This window comes from Phenylobacterium composti DSM 19425, from assembly GCF_059568645.1.
In genome coordinates, this window is the sequence record NZ_JCANTT010000011.1 from 325,294 (window position 1) to 341,101 (window position 15,808).

At 70.9% G+C, this 15,808-nt stretch carries 18 protein-coding genes; 13 read left to right on the forward strand and 5 right to left on the reverse strand.

The window, feature by feature from the left end; all coding sequences use genetic code 11:
• Positions 1-31 precede the first annotated feature (31 nt).
• A complete protein-coding gene (locus BO64_RS04555; protein WP_496402089.1) occupies positions 32-1,738 on the forward strand; it encodes a M10 family metallopeptidase C-terminal domain-containing protein in 1,707 nt (568 codons plus the stop codon).
• A gap of 102 nt (positions 1,739-1,840) precedes the next feature.
• A complete protein-coding gene (locus BO64_RS04560) occupies positions 1,841-2,524 on the forward strand; it encodes a DUF1013 domain-containing protein (RefSeq protein WP_496402090.1) in 684 nt (227 codons plus the stop codon).
• Positions 2,525-2,639: 115 nt separating this feature from the next.
• On the opposite strand, the gene BO64_RS04565 is transcribed toward BO64_RS04560, so the two are convergent.
• Positions 2,640-2,813, reverse strand: coding sequence for a YdcH family protein (locus BO64_RS04565; RefSeq protein WP_496402091.1), 174 nt, complete (start codon positions 2,811-2,813; stop codon positions 2,640-2,642).
• A gap of 130 nt (positions 2,814-2,943) precedes the next feature.
• Here BO64_RS04565 and BO64_RS04570 point away from each other — a divergent pair, with 130 nt between their 5' ends.
• From BO64_RS04570 to BO64_RS04580, 3 genes are read left to right on the forward strand one after another with little or no spacing between them, the layout of a single operon-like run.
• On the forward strand, positions 2,944-3,570 hold the full coding sequence (locus BO64_RS04570; protein ID WP_496402092.1) for a UbiX family flavin prenyltransferase: 627 nt from the start codon (positions 2,944-2,946) through the stop codon (positions 3,568-3,570).
• A gap of 2 nt (positions 3,571-3,572) precedes the next feature.
• Positions 3,573-4,022: a TIGR02444 family protein gene (locus tag BO64_RS04575; RefSeq protein ID WP_496402093.1), complete on the forward strand. Its 450-nt coding sequence runs from the start codon at positions 3,573-3,575 to the stop codon at positions 4,020-4,022.
• 15 nt (positions 4,023-4,037) lie between these two features.
• Complete coding sequence (locus tag BO64_RS04580) at positions 4,038-4,253, forward strand: YdcH family protein (RefSeq protein WP_496402094.1); 216 nt, start codon at positions 4,038-4,040, stop codon at positions 4,251-4,253.
• On the opposite strand, the gene BO64_RS04585 is transcribed toward BO64_RS04580, so the two are convergent.
• Positions 4,226-4,936 (reverse strand): GGDEF domain-containing protein, encoded by a 711-nt coding sequence (locus BO64_RS04585; protein ID WP_496402095.1) that lies wholly within the window; start codon positions 4,934-4,936, stop codon positions 4,226-4,228. The two genes, BO64_RS04580 and BO64_RS04585, sit on opposite strands and share 28 nt — an antisense overlap.
• A gap of 144 nt (positions 4,937-5,080) precedes the next feature.
• On the opposite strand from BO64_RS04585, the gene purE reads away from it, so the two are divergent.
• Positions 5,081-5,572 (forward strand): 5-(carboxyamino)imidazole ribonucleotide mutase, encoded by a 492-nt coding sequence (gene purE, locus BO64_RS04590; protein ID WP_496402096.1) that lies wholly within the window; start codon positions 5,081-5,083, stop codon positions 5,570-5,572.
• A gap of 8 nt (positions 5,573-5,580) precedes the next feature.
• Complete coding sequence (locus tag BO64_RS04595; RefSeq protein WP_496402097.1) at positions 5,581-6,660, forward strand: 5-(carboxyamino)imidazole ribonucleotide synthase; 1,080 nt, start codon at positions 5,581-5,583, stop codon at positions 6,658-6,660.
• A gap of 27 nt (positions 6,661-6,687) precedes the next feature.
• Here the strand turns inward: BO64_RS04595 and BO64_RS04600 are convergent, their stop codons facing one another.
• On the reverse strand, positions 6,688-7,347 hold the full coding sequence (locus tag BO64_RS04600) for a COQ9 family protein (protein ID WP_496402098.1): 660 nt from the start codon (positions 7,345-7,347) through the stop codon (positions 6,688-6,690).
• Positions 7,348-7,523: 176 nt separating this feature from the next.
• On the opposite strand from BO64_RS04600, the gene rpsU reads away from it, so the two are divergent.
• The 6 genes from rpsU to BO64_RS04630 all read left to right on the forward strand — a co-directional run bounded on the left by rpsU (position 7,524) and on the right by BO64_RS04630 (position 13,041).
• Entirely contained in the window at positions 7,524-7,757 is a 234-nt protein-coding gene (rpsU, locus tag BO64_RS04605; RefSeq protein ID WP_496402453.1) for a 30S ribosomal protein S21, read from the forward strand.
• A gap of 187 nt (positions 7,758-7,944) precedes the next feature.
• Positions 7,945-9,831, forward strand: a complete 1,887-nt coding sequence (gene ftsH, locus BO64_RS04610) for an ATP-dependent zinc metalloprotease FtsH (protein WP_496402099.1) — start codon at positions 7,945-7,947, stop codon at positions 9,829-9,831.
• A gap of 98 nt (positions 9,832-9,929) precedes the next feature.
• Complete coding sequence (gene folP / locus BO64_RS04615) at positions 9,930-10,766, forward strand: dihydropteroate synthase (protein ID WP_496402100.1); 837 nt, start codon at positions 9,930-9,932, stop codon at positions 10,764-10,766.
• 9 nt (positions 10,767-10,775) lie between these two features.
• Positions 10,776-11,582, forward strand: a complete 807-nt coding sequence (thiD, locus tag BO64_RS04620; protein ID WP_496402101.1) for a bifunctional hydroxymethylpyrimidine kinase/phosphomethylpyrimidine kinase — start codon at positions 10,776-10,778, stop codon at positions 11,580-11,582.
• Positions 11,579-12,148: a nucleotidyltransferase family protein gene (locus BO64_RS04625; RefSeq protein WP_496402102.1), complete on the forward strand. Its 570-nt coding sequence runs from the start codon at positions 11,579-11,581 to the stop codon at positions 12,146-12,148. Before thiD ends, BO64_RS04625 begins: the two co-directional genes overlap by 4 nt.
• A gap of 80 nt (positions 12,149-12,228) precedes the next feature.
• A complete protein-coding gene (locus BO64_RS04630; protein ID WP_496402103.1) occupies positions 12,229-13,041 on the forward strand; it encodes a PhzF family phenazine biosynthesis protein in 813 nt (270 codons plus the stop codon).
• A gap of 61 nt (positions 13,042-13,102) precedes the next feature.
• On the opposite strand, the gene BO64_RS04635 is transcribed toward BO64_RS04630, so the two are convergent.
• Positions 13,103-13,441: a hypothetical protein gene (locus BO64_RS04635; protein WP_496402104.1), complete on the reverse strand. Its 339-nt coding sequence runs from the start codon at positions 13,439-13,441 to the stop codon at positions 13,103-13,105.
• 353 nt (positions 13,442-13,794) lie between these two features.
• The gene (locus tag BO64_RS04640) at positions 13,795-15,648 is read right to left on the reverse strand and encodes an ATP-binding protein (RefSeq protein ID WP_496402105.1); all 1,854 of its coding nucleotides are present in this window, start codon (positions 15,646-15,648) and stop codon (positions 13,795-13,797) included.
• Positions 15,649-15,808: the final 160 nt, after the last annotated feature.

Genomic DNA, 15,808 nt, shown 5'->3' on the forward strand with positions numbered 1-15,808 from the left:
GGACGGGATGCCCTGTTAGAATGCGGCCGATATGCCCGCCGAAGTCCGCGTCAACGCCGCCGTCGCCACGCTGGAGCCGTTCCACGCCGCCATGACCAGCGAGGGCGGCGCGCCGGACGGTCAGGCCTATCTCAATGCCGACGCCCGCGGCGCGACGGCCGCCGGCAAGCCCAGCTTCACCATCGACCGGGCGGCCAAGCAGCTCACGGGGTTCGATCTCCTCACCGGCGAGCCCTATCCCGGCTGGTCGGAAAGGCCCGGCGTCGGCTACACCGTGACCTACGCCTTCCGGGCCACTGGGCCGGACCCCATGCCCGAGGAGACCGCCGGCTTCTCGCGCTTCAACGCCGCCCAGATCGCCCAGGCGGAACTCGCCCTGCAGGCATGGGCGGACGTGGCCAATATCCGCTTTGTCCGTGTGGGCTCGGGCAGCTACGGCGAGGCGGCCTATTCGGACCAGGCCTCGATCCTGTTCGGCAACTATGCCTCGGGCCAGGAAGGCGCGGCGGCCTTCGCCAACTATCCCGGCAACCCCGCCTACGGCTCGGCCTCGGGCGATGTCTGGGTCAACATCACCGCCAACAGCAACGCCCAGCCGTCCATTGGCAACTATGGGGCCCATGTGCTGGTCCATGAGATCGGCCACGCCATCGGCCTGACCCACCCGGGCGACTACGACGCCGAGGCCAACACCGCCACCACCTACGCCGGCAGCGCCGAGTATTACGAAGACTCCCGGCAGTACACGGTGATGAGCTACTTCAGCGAGCGGAACACCGGCGCCGACTTCAAGGGCGTCTATTCCGCGGTCCCGCTGCTGGACGACATCGCGGGCGCCCAGCTCGAATACGGTCCCAACCTCGCCACCCGCACGGGCGACACGGTCTACGGCTTCAACGCCACCGCCGACCGCCCGTGGTTCGTGGCCGCCAGCGCTTCCACGAGGCTGGTGTTCGCCGTGTGGGACGCGGGCGGGACCGACACCTTCGACTTCTCCGGCTATTCCGTCGGCCAGTTGATCGACCTGCGCGAGGGCTTCTTCTCCAACGTCGGCGGGCTGGTGGGCAATGTCGCCGTCGCCAAGGGGGCGGTGATCGAGAACGCGCGCGGCGGCTGGGGCGCGGACGAAATCAACGGCAACGCCGCGGCCAATGCCATCTACGGCGGGGCGGGCGGCGACACCCTCCGGGGCTTCGACGGCGAGGACTACCTGCGCGGCGAGGACGGCGACGACCTCATCTACGGCGGCGACGGCTTCGACGACCTGCACGGCAACAAGGGCGAGGACACGCTCTTCGGCGGCGACACCGGCGACTGGGTGGTGGGCGGCCAGGGGCGCGACCTGCTCTATGGCGAAGGCGGCGACGACGTGGTGCTGGGCAATCTCGGCAATGACACCCTCCTGGGCGGCGAGGGCGATGACGTGGTCCGCGGCGGCCAGGGCTCGGACAGCGTCTCCGGCGGCGCCGGCTCGGACTGGCTGGCGGGCGACCGCGGCGACGACACCATCTCGGGCGGCCCGGGGGCGGATATCTTCCACACCTTCTCCGGCGCCGGCCTGGACCTCGTGGTGGACTTCAATCCGGGCGAGGGCGACCGGGTGAACGTGTTCCCCGGCGACGCCTATACGGCCTACCAGTCAGGGGCCGACGTGATCGTCGATCTGGGCGGCGCGGACCGGATGGTGCTGACCAATGTGCGGCTCGAAAGCCTGCCGCCGGGGTGGATCTTCTCGTAAGGTCAAGCACAAGACCGTTTTCAGGCGGTTCGATCCGGCCTATATGTCAAAGTCTCACCGCCCGGCCGAAAGGCCGGGCGCCTTCGTTTCGGAACGCCGAATATGACCCAAATCCTGATGCCCAAGGCGACCGCCGTCTGGCTGGTGGACAACACGTCGCTGACCTTCGACCAGATCGCCGATTTCTGCGGCCTGCACCCGCTGGAGGTGAAGGGTATCGCCGACGGCGAGGTGGCGCGCGACATCCGCGGCGCCGACCCGATCGCCAACGGCCAGCTGAGCCGGGCCGAGCTCGACAAGGCCGAGAAGAACGAAAACTACCGTATGGCGCCCCAGAAGAGCCGCCATGCCGAGCTGCTGAAGCCGGTGAAGAAGGCGCCGCGCTACACCCCGGTGTCGCGCCGTCAGGATCGCCCGGACGCCATCGCCTGGTTCCTGCGCAACCACCCGGAAGTGCCGGACAGCCAGATCGCCCGTCTGCTGGGCACCACCAAGGCCACCATCGACCAGGTGCGCAACCGCACCCACTGGAACAGCGCCAACATCAAGCCCGTGGATCCGGTGACCCTGGGCCTGGCCACCCAGCTCGAGCTGGACGCCGTGGTCCGCAAGGCGGCCGAGAAGCGCGCCAAGGAAGCGGCCCGCCGCGGCGACGTCGATCCCGACGGCCCGACCCTGCGGCCGGCGTCCGAGACGGGCGTTGTCGCCGAGGAAGAGGAAGCCGACCTCAGCGTTCATACCGCCGAGAGCGTGTTCACCGACGAGACGGACGGCGACGAGGACTAGCCTCGAATTCCGCCCTTCCGGTCTGACGGAAGGGCGACGCCGCCAGCGCCGGGCGAGGAAGGCTTCCCCGCCCGGTCGCCGCGGAAGCCCTCGCCTTGCGGCGAGGACCAGGGGATCAGTGGAGCTGAGCCTGCAAGGACTCGATCTGCTCCTTCAGCCTGAGCTTCTGTCGCTTGAGTTCCTGGAGCCGAAGCTCGTCGGCGTAAGGCCTGCGCAACTCGTCTTGAATGGCCTGTTCGAGAGACTTGTGACGCGATCCGAGTTCACGGATACGGGCATCTAACGCCATGGCTGGAGAGCCTCCTCGCTAATGGACGGCAGGAGAGTGAACACCCGCTTTCACGGCCTGTCAGATCACATATGTTTGCAAGGCGGGGCCTGAAGCTGCGCCGCGGCCATAGGCGTTGGGGACCCTCCGCATGCCGACATCCGACCAGTCGCCAGATCATCGCGCGGGCGCCCCGGACCGCCTGGTCGTCGGAGTGTCCGGCGCCTCGGGCGCCATCTATGGCCTGCGGGTGCTGGACGCCTGCCGCGACCTGGCCGTGGAAAGCCACCTGGTGGTCAGCCGCTCGGCGGCCCTGACGATCACCCAGGAGACCGGCCTGTCCCTGGCCGAGGTCCAGGCGCGGGCCGACGTGGTGCACAAGGTCGCGGACGTGGGCGCAGCCATCGCCTCGGGCTCGTTCCGCACCCTGGGCATGATCGTGGCACCCTGTTCGGTGCGCACCATGAGCGAGATCGCCACCGGGGTGACCTCGACCCTGCTCACCCGCGCCGCGGACGTGACGCTGAAGGAGCGGCGGCCCCTGGTCCTGATGGTGCGCGAAAGCCCGCTCCACCTGGGCCACCTGCGCACCATGGTCCGCCTGGCGGAGATGGGCGCCGTGATCGCCCCGCCGATGCCCGCCTTCTACGCCCGGCCCGCCAGCCTGGAGGACATGGTCGACCAGTCCGTCGGCCGCGCCCTCGACCTCTTCGGCCTCTCCTGGCGTCCGGTTCGCCGCTGGGGCGAGGACGTCGGGCCCATCGCCGGCGACGCCTGAGCGTGGACATCTGGTCCTGGTCGCTGCGCACCTATGGCCGGCCCGGCGTCGCCGAGGCCTGCCTGCGTCTTCAGGATGCGCATGGTCAGAACGTGCCCCTGCTGCTCTGGGCCGCGTGGGCGGGCGCCCGCGATCCCGAATTCGTCGGCCGGGCCGCCGAGGTGGCCCGGGCGTGGGACGCCAAGGCCATATCGCCCCTGCGGGCTGTCCGCCGCGCCCTCAAGGCCGTCCATCCGCCCGTGGCCGACGCCGACCGCGAGGGCCTGCGCGAGGAGGTGAAGGCGGTCGAGCTGCGGGCCGAGCGCGTCCTCCTGGAGACCCTGGCGGCCCTGGGGCCCTGCGCCGAAAAGGCGCCTGCTCTTGAGGCTCTCGCCGCCGCCGCCGGCGCCTGGTCGCCGGAAAATCCGCCGCCGCGAGAGGCCCTGGCTGTTCTCGCCGCCGCCCTGGAGTAGGATCGCCGCCGCCCCATGATCGACTACTCGACCTTCTCGGAAGACGCCCTGCTCGCGCGCCTGACGGAGCTGCAGCAGGATCATGCCGACCTCGACGCCGCCATCCAGGCCCTGTCGCTGACGCCCATGCCCGACCTCCTGCTGATCGGCCGGCTGAAGCGCAAGAAGCTCGCCCTCAAGGACGAGATCGCCCGGGTCGAGAGCTACCTGACCCCCGACATCATCGCCTGACGCCGCGCCCGCTTGTGGGCGTACATGGCGGCATCGGCCTCGGCGAGCAGGGTCTCGGGCGTCATGCCCGCCGTGAGCTGGCGCGCGCCATAGCTGACGCGCAGCGGCGCGGCCCAGTCGCCCACCTGCAGCGGCTCGCCCTCGATGGCCTGGGCCAGGGCCCGGGCCTTGGCCTCGGCGGCGGCCTGGTCGGCCTGGATGAGGATCACCCCGAACTCGTCGCCGCCCAGACGGCCCACAACGTCGCTTTCGCGCACATTGCCGGCGAGGCGCTCGGCCACCGTCTGCAGGGCGGCGTCGCCGGCCGCGTGGCCGAAGCGGTCGTTCACCTGCTTGAAGCCGTCGAGGTCGAAGAACACCAGGCTCGTGGGCGCGTCGTAGCGCCGGGCGAAGGCCACGGCCCGTTGCAGCTCGCGCAGGAAGGCCCGGCGGTTGAACAGCGGGGTCAGCGCGTCGCGGTCGGCCAGGCCCCGGGCCTCGGCCAGGCGGGCCTTCAGCTGGCTCACCTCCTCGCGCAGGTCGTCGAGTTCGGCCAGCAGGCTCTGCAGTTCGGCCTCGGTCAGCCCCTGGAGCGGGCGGCGTTCGGCGCTGGCGGGCGGCGGCACCAGCCGGGCGCGCAGCTCGGCCTCGGCCGCGCGGCGGACCCGGGAGACGGCTTCGTTACGCGCGCCGGCGATCTTCATGGCGGGTCCCGAGGGGCGATTCTCCGAGGAGAATCAATGGCTGGCGGTTGATTCGAACGAAACTAGCCCTGCTCGGTTGCTCACGCAAAGGCGGCGCCTATACTCCGCGCCCTTCCGGAAGGGGCTATCAGGACCGAACACGACATGAGCGCTACCGCCGCGCCCGTCGCCATCATCATGGGCAGTCGGTCCGATTGGCCGGTGATGAAACACGCCGCCGAGATGCTCGACAGCCTCGGCGTCGCCTATGAGGCCAAGGTGGTCTCGGCCCACCGCACGCCCGACCGCATGTACGACTTCGCCAAGACCGCCAAGGCGCGCGGAGTGCAGGTGATCATCGCCGGCGCGGGCGGGGCGGCCCACCTGCCGGGCATGACCGCCTCGCTCACCGACCTGCCGGTCCTGGGCGTGCCCATCGAGTCCAAGGCCCTGAAGGGCATGGATTCCCTGCTCTCCATCGTCCAGATGCCCGGCGGCATCCCGGTCGGCACCCTCGCTATCGGCGAGGCCGGGGCCAAGAACGCCGGCATCCTGGCGGCCAGGATCCTCGCGCTCTCCGACGCGGGCGTGGCCGAGCGCGTGGCGGCCTTCGCCGCGCGGCAGACCGAGAGCGTCGCCGAAACCGTCGAGGACTGAGTATCTCCATGTCTGCCTTTCCGCTCCCGCCGGGTTCGGTGATCGGCATCCTCGGCGGCGGGCAGCTTGGCCGCATGCTGGCCCAGGCCGCCGCCCGCCTGGGCTTCGACGTGGCGATCCTGGAGCGCGAGCAGGATGCGCCCGCCGGCCGGGTCTCCGCCCGGGTGGTGGAGGGCGCCTATGACGACCCGGACGCCCTCGCCCGCCTGGCCGAGGTGGCCGACGTGGTGACCTACGAGTTCGAGAACGTGCCTGCGGCCTCGGTGGAGCGGCTGACGAGCCTGGGCGCCGAAGTGGCGCCCGGCCCCCGCGCCCTGGCCGTCGCCCAGGACCGCTTCGAGGAGAAGACCTTCCTCAACGCCCATGGGGCGCCCACCGTCGCCTTCGCCCCCGCAGACACGCCCGAGGGGGCGGTGGAGGCCGTGGCCAGGCTCGGCGCGCCGGTCCTGATGAAAACCCGCCGCGAGGGCTATGACGGCAAGGGCCAGCGCTGGGTGGAGCACGCCGCCGATGCGGCCCGCGTCTTCGCCGAGCTGGGCGGCGTGCCGGTGATCGTCGAGGCGCCCGCCGACTTCGTGCGCGAGCTGTCGGTGATCGCCGCCCGCGGCCGGGACGGCTCCACCGCCGTCTATCCCCTGGCCGAGAACCACCACGAGCACGGCATCCTGCGCCGCAGCCTGGCGCCGGCCGAGGCGCCCGCGGCGGTCGCCGAACAGGCAGAGACCATCGCCCGGCGTATCCTCAACGGCCTCGACTATGTGGGCGTCATCGGCATCGAGCTCTTCGAGCTGAAGGACGGCCGCCTGCTGGTGAACGAGATCGCGCCGCGGGTGCACAACACCGGCCACTGGACCCAGGACGGCTGCGCGGTGGACCAGTTCGAGCAGCACATCCGCGCCGTCGCCGGCTGGCCGCTGGGCCCCACGGCCGCCATCGCCCGGGTGGAGATGCTGAACCTTCTGGGCGACGAGGTGGACGGCTGGCCGAAGTTCGCGGCCGAGGCCGAGACCCGCATCCACCTCTACGGCAAGCGGCAGGCCAAGCCCGGCCGCAAGATGGGCCACGTCAACAAGGTCAGGCCGCTCTAAGGCGACCGCGAGGCGGCTTCGGCCGGCTCAGGGCTGCGGGGCGCGGCCGTAGCGCATGCGGCCGAGGGCGGCGGCGGCCGTGGTCAGCCAGTCGCCGGGGCGGAAGCCGCCGGTGGCCTTCCACTTCTCGAAGGCCATGACGTTCTCGATGCGGCGATCCACGAACTCCAGGGCCGCGCCGCGTCCCGAGGAGAGGCGGATGGCGAAGGCGCCGGTGAGGATGCCGGCCAGGATCGCCCGCTTGGAATAGTGGTTCTCGTCGGTGGCCGTGTCTCCCGCCCAGCGCCACAGGACATCGGCGCTTTCCCAGGCCAGCCGCCCGCCCAGGTGTAGGTTTTGCGGCAGGCTGAGCCAGCCCAGCCAGCGGCGCAGGGCCGGCTCGTCGGCGGCCGCCGCGTCCAGCCGCGCCTCGCAGGCCCGCCGGATACGCTCGCGGATCTTCAGGCCCGCCGGATCAACCTCGGCGAGAAGGGCCAGGGCCCGCTGGTCGTGCCGGCGCGAGAGCAGGGCGGCCAGGTCGGCCGGGCCATGCGGGACCAGCAGCCCGGTTTCGCCCTCCGAGAGGCCGAGGTTGCGGCCGGCCTGCCTGACCATCCGCTGAGTCCAGCCGTGGGCGGGCGCGAGTCTAAGCGCCTCGTCGAGGAGTTTTTGTTCGGTGGTCTCGGCCCAGGCCTGCGCTTCGGTCATGGGTATTATCCTAACGTCTTGCGAAAGCGTCGTCTCGGCGTGGACTCAAGCCTGCGCTTCTGCTATCTCGCCGCGCTCAAACCCGAAGGCCTCGCCTGTCGGGCTGAAGTTTTTGTTTTGCTCGCCGCTCTTGACCGGGACGGGGCGGGCGGTGGAGCGATACAGGAGAGAGACCTCTGGTTCAGATTTTCGTCCGCGACAACAACGTCGACCAAGCCCTGAAGGCGCTGAAGAAGAAGATGCAGCGCGAGGGTTCGTTCCGCGAGATGAAGCGGCACGTTCACTACGAAAAGCCCTCCGAAAAGCGCGCCCGCCAGAAGGCGGAAGCCGTGCGCCGGGCCCGCAAGCTGGCCCGCAAGCGCGCCCAGCGCGAAGGCCTGATCGTGGCGCCGAAGAAGTCCGGACGCTGAGCCCGACTTCGACCCTGACGGTCTTTAGGAAGGCCGCGCCGCCCGGGCGCGGCCTTTCGCATATCTGGCTGCATGATGGCGCAGCTTTCCGCGGCGGTCCGTCGCGCTCGCTGCGGCCTCGCTGGTGGAACAAGGGTCGGACGCCTATCTTTAGGCCTGAGAGAACCTCGAAAGCGGTCTTGAACGGATGAACCTGCGCAATTTCGTGATCTGGGGCGTCATCGTCGTCGTCCTGATCGGCCTCTACAGCATGATGACGGGCGGCGGCCGCAGCGCGACCGGCGCGGGCGAGCTCAGCTATTCCCAGACCCTCGCCAAGGTGAACAGCGGCGACGTGGCCAAGGCCGTCATCCGCGGGGCCGCCGTCGAGATCACCGACAAGTCCGGCAAGACCTTCACCACCATCACCCCCGCCGACCAGGAAGACCTGGTGAAGCGGCTGGAGGCCCAGGGCGCCGACATCGCCGTGAAGCCGGCCGGCGGCATCACCTTCATGAGCCTGCTGCTCAACATGCTGCCGATCCTGCTCCTGATCGGGGTGTGGATCTTCTTCATGCGCCAGATGCAGGGGGGCGCGCGCGGGGCCATGGGCTTCGGCAAGTCCAAGGCCCGCCTGCTCACCGAGAACAAGAACCGCGTCACCTTCGACGACGTGGCCGGCGTCGACGAGGCCAAGGAGGAACTGCAGGAGGTCGTCGACTTCCTGAAGGACCCGCAGAAGTTCCAGCGCCTGGGCGGCAAGATTCCGAAGGGCGCCCTGCTGATCGGCCCGCCCGGTACGGGTAAGACCCTGATCGCCCGCGCCGTGGCCGGCGAGGCCGGGGTGCCGTTCTTCACCATCTCGGGGTCGGATTTCGTGGAGATGTTCGTGGGCGTGGGCGCGAGCCGCGTGCGCGACATGTTCGAACAGGCCAAGAAGAACGCGCCCTGCATCATCTTCATCGACGAAATCGACGCCGTGGGCCGGCACCGGGGCGCGGGCCTCGGCGGCGGCAATGACGAGCGCGAGCAGACCCTGAACCAGCTGCTGGTGGAGATGGACGGCTTCGAGGCGAACGAGGGGATCATCCTGATCGCCGCCACCAACCGTCCGGACGTCCTGGACCCGGCCCTGCTGCGTCCCGGCCGCTTCGACCGCCAGGTCGTGGTGCCGAACCCGGACATCAACGGCCGGGAGCGCATCCTGCGCGTCCACATGAAGAACGTGCCCCTGGCCGCCGACGTGGACGTGAAGACCATCGCCCGCGGCACCCCCGGCTTCTCGGGGGCCGACCTGGCCAACCTGGTCAACGAGGCCGCCCTCATGGCCGCCCGCAAGAACCGCCGCATGGTCACCATGCGCGACTTCGAGGACGCCAAGGACAAGGTCATGATGGGCGCCGAGCGGCGGTCCATGGTCATGACCGAGGACGAGAAGAAGCTCACCGCCTATCACGAGGGCGGCCATGCCCTGGTGGCGTTGAACGTCCCGGCCACCGATCCGGTGCACAAGGCCACGATCATTCCCCGCGGCCGGGCCCTGGGCATGGTGATGCAGCTGCCCGAGCGGGACAAGTTCTCCATGTCCTACGAGCAGATGATGTCCCGCCTGGCCATCCTGTTTGGGGGCCGCGTGGCCGAGGAGCTGATCTTCGGCAAGGACAAGATCACCTCGGGCGCCTCGTCCGACATCAGCCAGGCGACCAAGCTCGCCCGGGCCATGGTCACCAAGTGGGGCTTCTCCGAGCGCCTGGGCGCCGTCGAGTACGGCGAGAACCAGGAAGAGGTCTTCCTGGGTCATTCGGTGGCCCGCAACCAGAACGTCTCGGAAGAGACCGCCAAGATCATCGACGAGGAAGTCCGCCGCCTGGTCGAGGCCGGGGAGAGCGAGGCCCGTCGCATCCTCACCGAGAAGCTCGACGAGCTGCACACCCTGGCCAAGGCCCTGCTCGAGTACGAGACCCTCACCGGCGAGGAGATCGTCAATGCGCTGAAGGGCATCCCGCCCAAGCGCGACGAGGCCGAGGCCAAGCGGCCCACCGGTCCGGCGGTGGCGGTGCCCATCTCGCCCCGGCCCAGCGCCGAACCGGCGTAAGCTCCGGCAAGTCTCAAGGCGGTCTCTCGGGGCCGCCTTTTTCTTTGGCCCCAGACGGGCCCTCACGGACCGGCGGCGCGCCTGCTATCACAGGACCGATGCCCGCCGCCGAACCCGCACAGCCCGCCGCGCTCCGCCCTGTCCGTGTGATGGGGATCCTCAACATGACCCCGGACAGCTTCTCGGACGGCGGCGGCCTGCCGGACGTGGAGGCGGGGGTCGCCCGCGCCCTGGCCATGCTCGACGCCGGCGCCGACATCCTCGACGTGGGCGGCGAGTCCACCCGGCCCGGCGCGGCGCCGGTGGCGGCGGACGAGGAGATCGCCCGGGTCGTCCCCCTCATCCGGGCCCTGAGGGCGCAGACCGCCGCGCCGATCTCGGTGGACACCATGAAGGCCGAGGTGGCCCGGGCCGCCGTCGCCGCCGGGGCCACGATCTGGAACGACGTGGCGGCCCTGCGCGGGCCCGGCAGCCTGCGGGCCGCCGCCGAACTGGGCTGCGAGGTGGTGCTGATGCACATGCAGGGCGAGCCCGGCACCATGCAGCAGGAGCCGCGCTACGATGACGTGGTCGCCGAGGTGGCCGACTTCCTCGCCGCCCGGGCCGAGGCCGCCATGGCCGCGGGCGTGGCGCGCGAGCGCATCTGGCTCGATCCGGGCGTCGGTTTCGGCAAGCACATGATCCGTCACAACCTGCCCCTGCTGGCCGGCCTGGGCCGCATCGTCGCCCTGGGCTTTCCGGTTCTGCTGGGAGCGAGCCGCAAGAGCTTCATCGGCGCCCTGGACGAGGGCGCGGCCGCCAACGCCCGGCTGGGCGGCTCCATCGCCGCCGCCCTGGCCGGGGCCGCCGCCGGCGTCGCCGCCGTCCGGGTTCACGACGTGCGCGAGCACGTCCAGGCGCTTCGGGTCTGGCAGGCCATAGCGGCGGCGGGCTAAGCAGGCGCCATGCAGTCTCAATCCCTGGGCCGCGTGCTCATCATCGCAGGGTCCGACAGCGGCGGCGGCGCCGGCATCCAGGCCGACATCAAGACCGTCACCGCCCTCGGCGGCTATGCGGCCACCGCCATCACGGCGCTCACCGTCCAGAACACCCTCGGCGTCACCGGGGTCCACGTCGCGCCGCTGGAGATCGTCGAGGCCCAGGCCCGGGTGGTGCTGGACGACATCGGCGCCGACGCCATCAAGACCGGCATGCTGGGCGACGCCGCCACGGTGGACCTTGCCGCCCGCCTGATCGCCGAGTCGCAGATCCCGGCCGTGGTCGACCCGGTGATGATCGCCAAGGGCGGCGCGGCCCTGCTGGCCGCCGAAGCCGTGGCCGCCGTGCGCGAGCGCCTCGTTCCGCAAGCCGCCCTGCTGACCCCCAACGCCCCCGAGGCCGAGGCCCTCACCGGCCTTCCCTGCGCCTCCACCGACGACCTGCGCCGGGCCGGGGAGGCGCTGCTCGCCCTCGGCGCCCGGGCGGTGCTGATGAAGGGCGGCCATGTGCCGGGCGAGCGGGTGATCGACCTCCTGATCACGTCCGGCGGCGAGACGGTCTTCGAGACCGACCGCATCCACACCCGCCACACCCACGGCACCGGCTGCACCCTGGCCTCGGCCTGCGCCGCTGGCCTGGCCCAGGGCCTGCCGCTCACCGAGGCGGTCGCCCGTGCATGGGCCTATGTGCAGGAGGCCATGCTGCGCGCCCCGGGCCTGGGCGCCGGCCACGGGCCTCTGGACCACGCCTGGCCGCTCCGGGGGCGGGCGTGAACCGCGCGGCGGAGCTGGAGGCCATCCTCCGGCGCTCCGCGCCGCTGATGCAGGTGATGCGGACGATCCGCGACCTCGACCTGCCCGACTGGCTGATCTTTTCGGGGGCCATCTACCAACGGGTGCTCAACCACCTGGGCGGCCGGGACCTCGACTACGGGATCAAGGACTACGACGTCGGCTACTTCGACGCCTCCGACATCTCCTATGAGGCCGAGGACGTGGTGATCCGGCGGGTCGCCGCGGCCTTTTCGCCGCCGCTGCGGGACATGGTCGAGGTGCGAAACCAGGCCCGGGTCCATGTCTGGTTCGAAGGCAAGTTCGGCGAACCCTATGCGCCGCTCACCTGCTCGGCCGAAGCCCTCGGACGGTTCATAAGCCCCATGTTCGCCGTGGGCGCGCGCCTGGGCGCCGGCGACCGCCTGACCATCCTCGCGCCCCTGGGGCTCGACGACCTCTTCGACCGGGTGCTGCGGCCGATGCCCGGCCGGGCGTCGCGCAACTTCCCGCGCGTCGCCGCCTCGACCAAGGCCCGATGGCCCGAGATCGAGGTGCGGGACGCCTGAGGCCCGCCCGCCGCAACCGCGGTCCGCCGCGACGCAACTGGCTCTTGAGAGGCGCCGGCGCCCAAAGCCAAGTGCGCGCCATGCGCCAGTGGACTGTAGACGCCTTCGCCGCCCAGCCCTTCCGGGGCAATCCCGCCTGCGTGGTGGAGCCCTTCGACGCCTGGCAGGACGACGCCTGGATGCAGGCCCTCGCCGCCGAGAACAACCAGGCCGAGACCGCCTTCCTCCTGCGCACGCACGACCCGGCCCGCTTCGGCCTGCGCTGGTTCACGCCGGCGCTCGAGGTGCCGCTGTGCGGCCACGCCACCCTAGCCTCGGCCCATGTCCTGTTCGCCGAGCTGGGCGTCGCCGCAGACCGGCTGGTCTTCGACACCAGGTCCGGGCCGCTGACGGTCGTCCGCCATGGCGAGGGCTATGAGATGGATTTTCCGGCCCAGCCGCCCCGCCGCATCGAGACCCCGCCGGGGCTGGCGGCGGCCCTGGGGCTGGAGCCGCGGGAGGTGTGGGCGTCCAGCTACATCGTGGCGGTGCTGGACGACGAGGCCGCCGTCCGCGGCCTTGCGCCGGACATTCCCGCCCTGGGCGCCATCGGCGCCGAGGCCACGGGCGGCCGGGGCAATGTCGGCGTCGCCGCCCTCGCCGAGGCGGGCCGGCCCTATCAGGTGGTCAGCCGCTTCTTCGCTCCCGGCTCGGGGATCCCCGAGGACCCGGCCACCGGCTCGCTCCACTGCATCCTCGCCCCGCTGTTCTCGGAGCGCCTGGCACGGCCGAGCCTGGCTTATCACCAGGCCTATCCGGGGCGGGGCGGCGACCTTGAGTGCGAGGTCCGGGGCGAGCGGGTGCTGTTGCGCGGCCGGGCGGTGACCGTCATCAGCGCCACCCTCCACGCCTAGCAAGACGCCCCCGGATGGCTCCGGGGGCGCTGCAGGGAGGGGGTCGTTCAGGCTTTGGCGACTAGCGGCGGCTGTACTTGTGGTCCCGCAGCTCGAAGCGCAGCTGGGTTTCCAGCCGGGCCAGCCGACGATCGAGGTCGTTGCGCTCCCAGGTCGTCAGGCCGTTCACCCGATAGCGGGCCTCCAGCCGGGCGATCTGCTTGAACTCCTCGCGCAGCTTGGCGGCTTCCCGGCGGGTCAGGTGACCCTGACGCACGCCCCGCTCGATCTGCTGCTCGATGCGGTCCTGCCGCTGGTTGATGCTCTGCCACGCGGGGCCGGGGCCGGGGGCCGCAGCGGCGGGAGCGGCGGCGGCCGAAACGGTGGCGACGGCGGCCAGGGCGATGATCAGCTTCTTCATGTTCAGGTCCTCCGAACCATGGCGCCGCGGGGGAGCGGCCTTCGATGGTTCGGAGGAAAACACGCGCAGCCTGACGCCAAGCTGAGCCGGGCGGTTGTCCAAGGTTCAGCTAGCTTACCGGGCTGTCAGGTTCGCCGCGATCGACGCTGCATCGCTTCGGCGCGGCTGCTTCCGAAACGGCAGAACAGCTCTGCGGAATCGCGCAGTGCATCGCCGCGGGCGGGCCCCTACATGGGCGGGGCTAGACGGAGCTGCCCCATGAACATTCTCCCCGCCGGCCTCGCCCTGACGACTTTCGGCTTCACCCTGGTGATGGCGATCCCCATCGTGGGGCCGCATCTGGCCGGGCTGTTCTAGGCCGCCGCGCCGCCGCTGGCCCGGCGGTCGCTCGGCGCGGCCGTCGCGGCCGCGGCCAAGCAGTCCGAGATGGCGTCGTAGAGCTTGGCGATCTCGATGGGCTTGGCCACGTGGGCGTCCATGCCCACAGCCAGATATTCCTCCACCTGGTGGGTGAGGGCGTTGGCCGTCAGGGCCACGATCGGCGTCCGCGGCCGGTTCTCGGCCGCCTCGGCGGCGCGGATCTGCTTGGCGGCGGTGATGCCGTCCATCACCGGCATCTGGATGTCCATCAGGATCAGGTCGTAGCCGCCGGTGCGCCAGGCCTCCACCGCCTCCTTGCCGTCGGGCACGATGTGCACGTCCAGGCCCAGCGAGCCCAGGACGGCCGCCAGCACCTGGCGGTTGGTGGGATTGTCCTCGGCCGCCAGGAGGCGGATGTCGCCGTCCTCGGCCGCCGGCGAAGCCTCTTCGCCCGAGGTCGCCGCGGGCGCGCCCCGCTGCAGCGGCAGCTCCACGGTGAAGGTCGAGCCGTGGCCCTCGCGGCTTTCCACATTGATCGAGCCGCCCATCATCTGGGTCAGCTCCCGGCAGATGGCCAGGCCCAGCCCGGTGCCGCCGAACCGGCGGGTGGCCGAATTGTCGGCCTGGGTGAACTTCTCGAACAGCGAGGGCAGCTTCTCGGGGGCGATGCCGACGCCGGTGTCCCGCACCACGAACCGCAGGGCGCCCGTCTCGGTCACGTCCACCCGCGCGGCCACCTCGCCCAGGGTGGTGAACTTCACGGCGTTGGACAGCAGGTTGCCGATGATCTGCCGCAGGCGGTCGGCGTCCCCGCGCCACCAGCCCCGGGCCTCCTCGGCCACCTCCACCGAATACTTCAGGCCCTTGCCCTCGGCGACGACCCGGAAGTTGTCGCGCACCTGCTCCAGCTCGGGCTCCAGCTCGAAGTCTTCGTCCAGCAGGGCCAGCTTTCCGGCCTCGATCTTCGACAGGTCGAGCACGTCGTTCAGGACCGCCAGAAGCAGGCCGCCCGACCGCCGGATTACGTCCAGGCGCTCGCGCTGCACGTCGGTCAGCTCGCCCATGGCCATCACCTCGGCCATGGCGAGCACCCCGTTCAGCGGCGTGCGGATCTCGTGGCTCATATTGGCCAGGAACTGGGTCTTCAGGACGTTGGCGGCGTTGGCCTGGTCGCGGGCTGTCTCCAGCTCGCGCATGGTCCGCTTCAGCTGTTCCTCCCGCTCGCCCAGCTTGGCCAGCAGGTGGTTGAAACTCTCGGTGAGGCTGTCGAACAGCTCGTCGCCCGCCTTCACCTCCACAGGGGCGAAGCTGCCGCCGGCCGCCACTTCGCGCATGGCGTGGGACAGGGCTTCCACGGGCTCGATCACCCGCCGGGCCAGGCTGCGGGCCAGGAACAGCGCCAGGCCCACCCCGCCGAACAGCAGCACCGCCGTCAGGGCGATGAACTTCGGCAGCAGGGGCAGGAGGCGGGGCCGCTCCACCTCCATGACCAGCCGCCCCATGGGTTTTCCGTCCACCATCACCGGCATGACGAAAGCCTCGACGTCGCCGGCCGCCGCGGTCTCGCGGTCGTAGCGGGCCACTTCCCGGCCAGAGGGATCCACCAGCCGGGCCGAGACCACCTCGGGGCTCGCCTTGACCGCCGACAGGGAGGTCTTGCTGTAGGGCTCATCGTCCATCACCGGCGCCGCCATCTGGGCGGTGATCGCCGCGAGGCCGTTGTGAATGCGGTGGGACTGCGTCCGGGCCACCACCCACTGCTGCAGCATGAAGGTCAGGCAGGCCGCCACCAGCACCACCACGGTGGTGATCACCCCCACGCGCGCCACGCGGGCGTGGAAGGTCATGGAGGGCGTCGCCCTCCCGTCGGGGCCCCGGTCTCGGCCTAGGTTCGGGCCAGGGGAGCCCGCTTTGAAGCTGGCCTGCGGCGCGGACATGGCCGGTTGATAACGGCAATAGTCCTAACGCTTCGCTTCCTCGCTGACCGCCGATCGGCCGGAAGGCGGG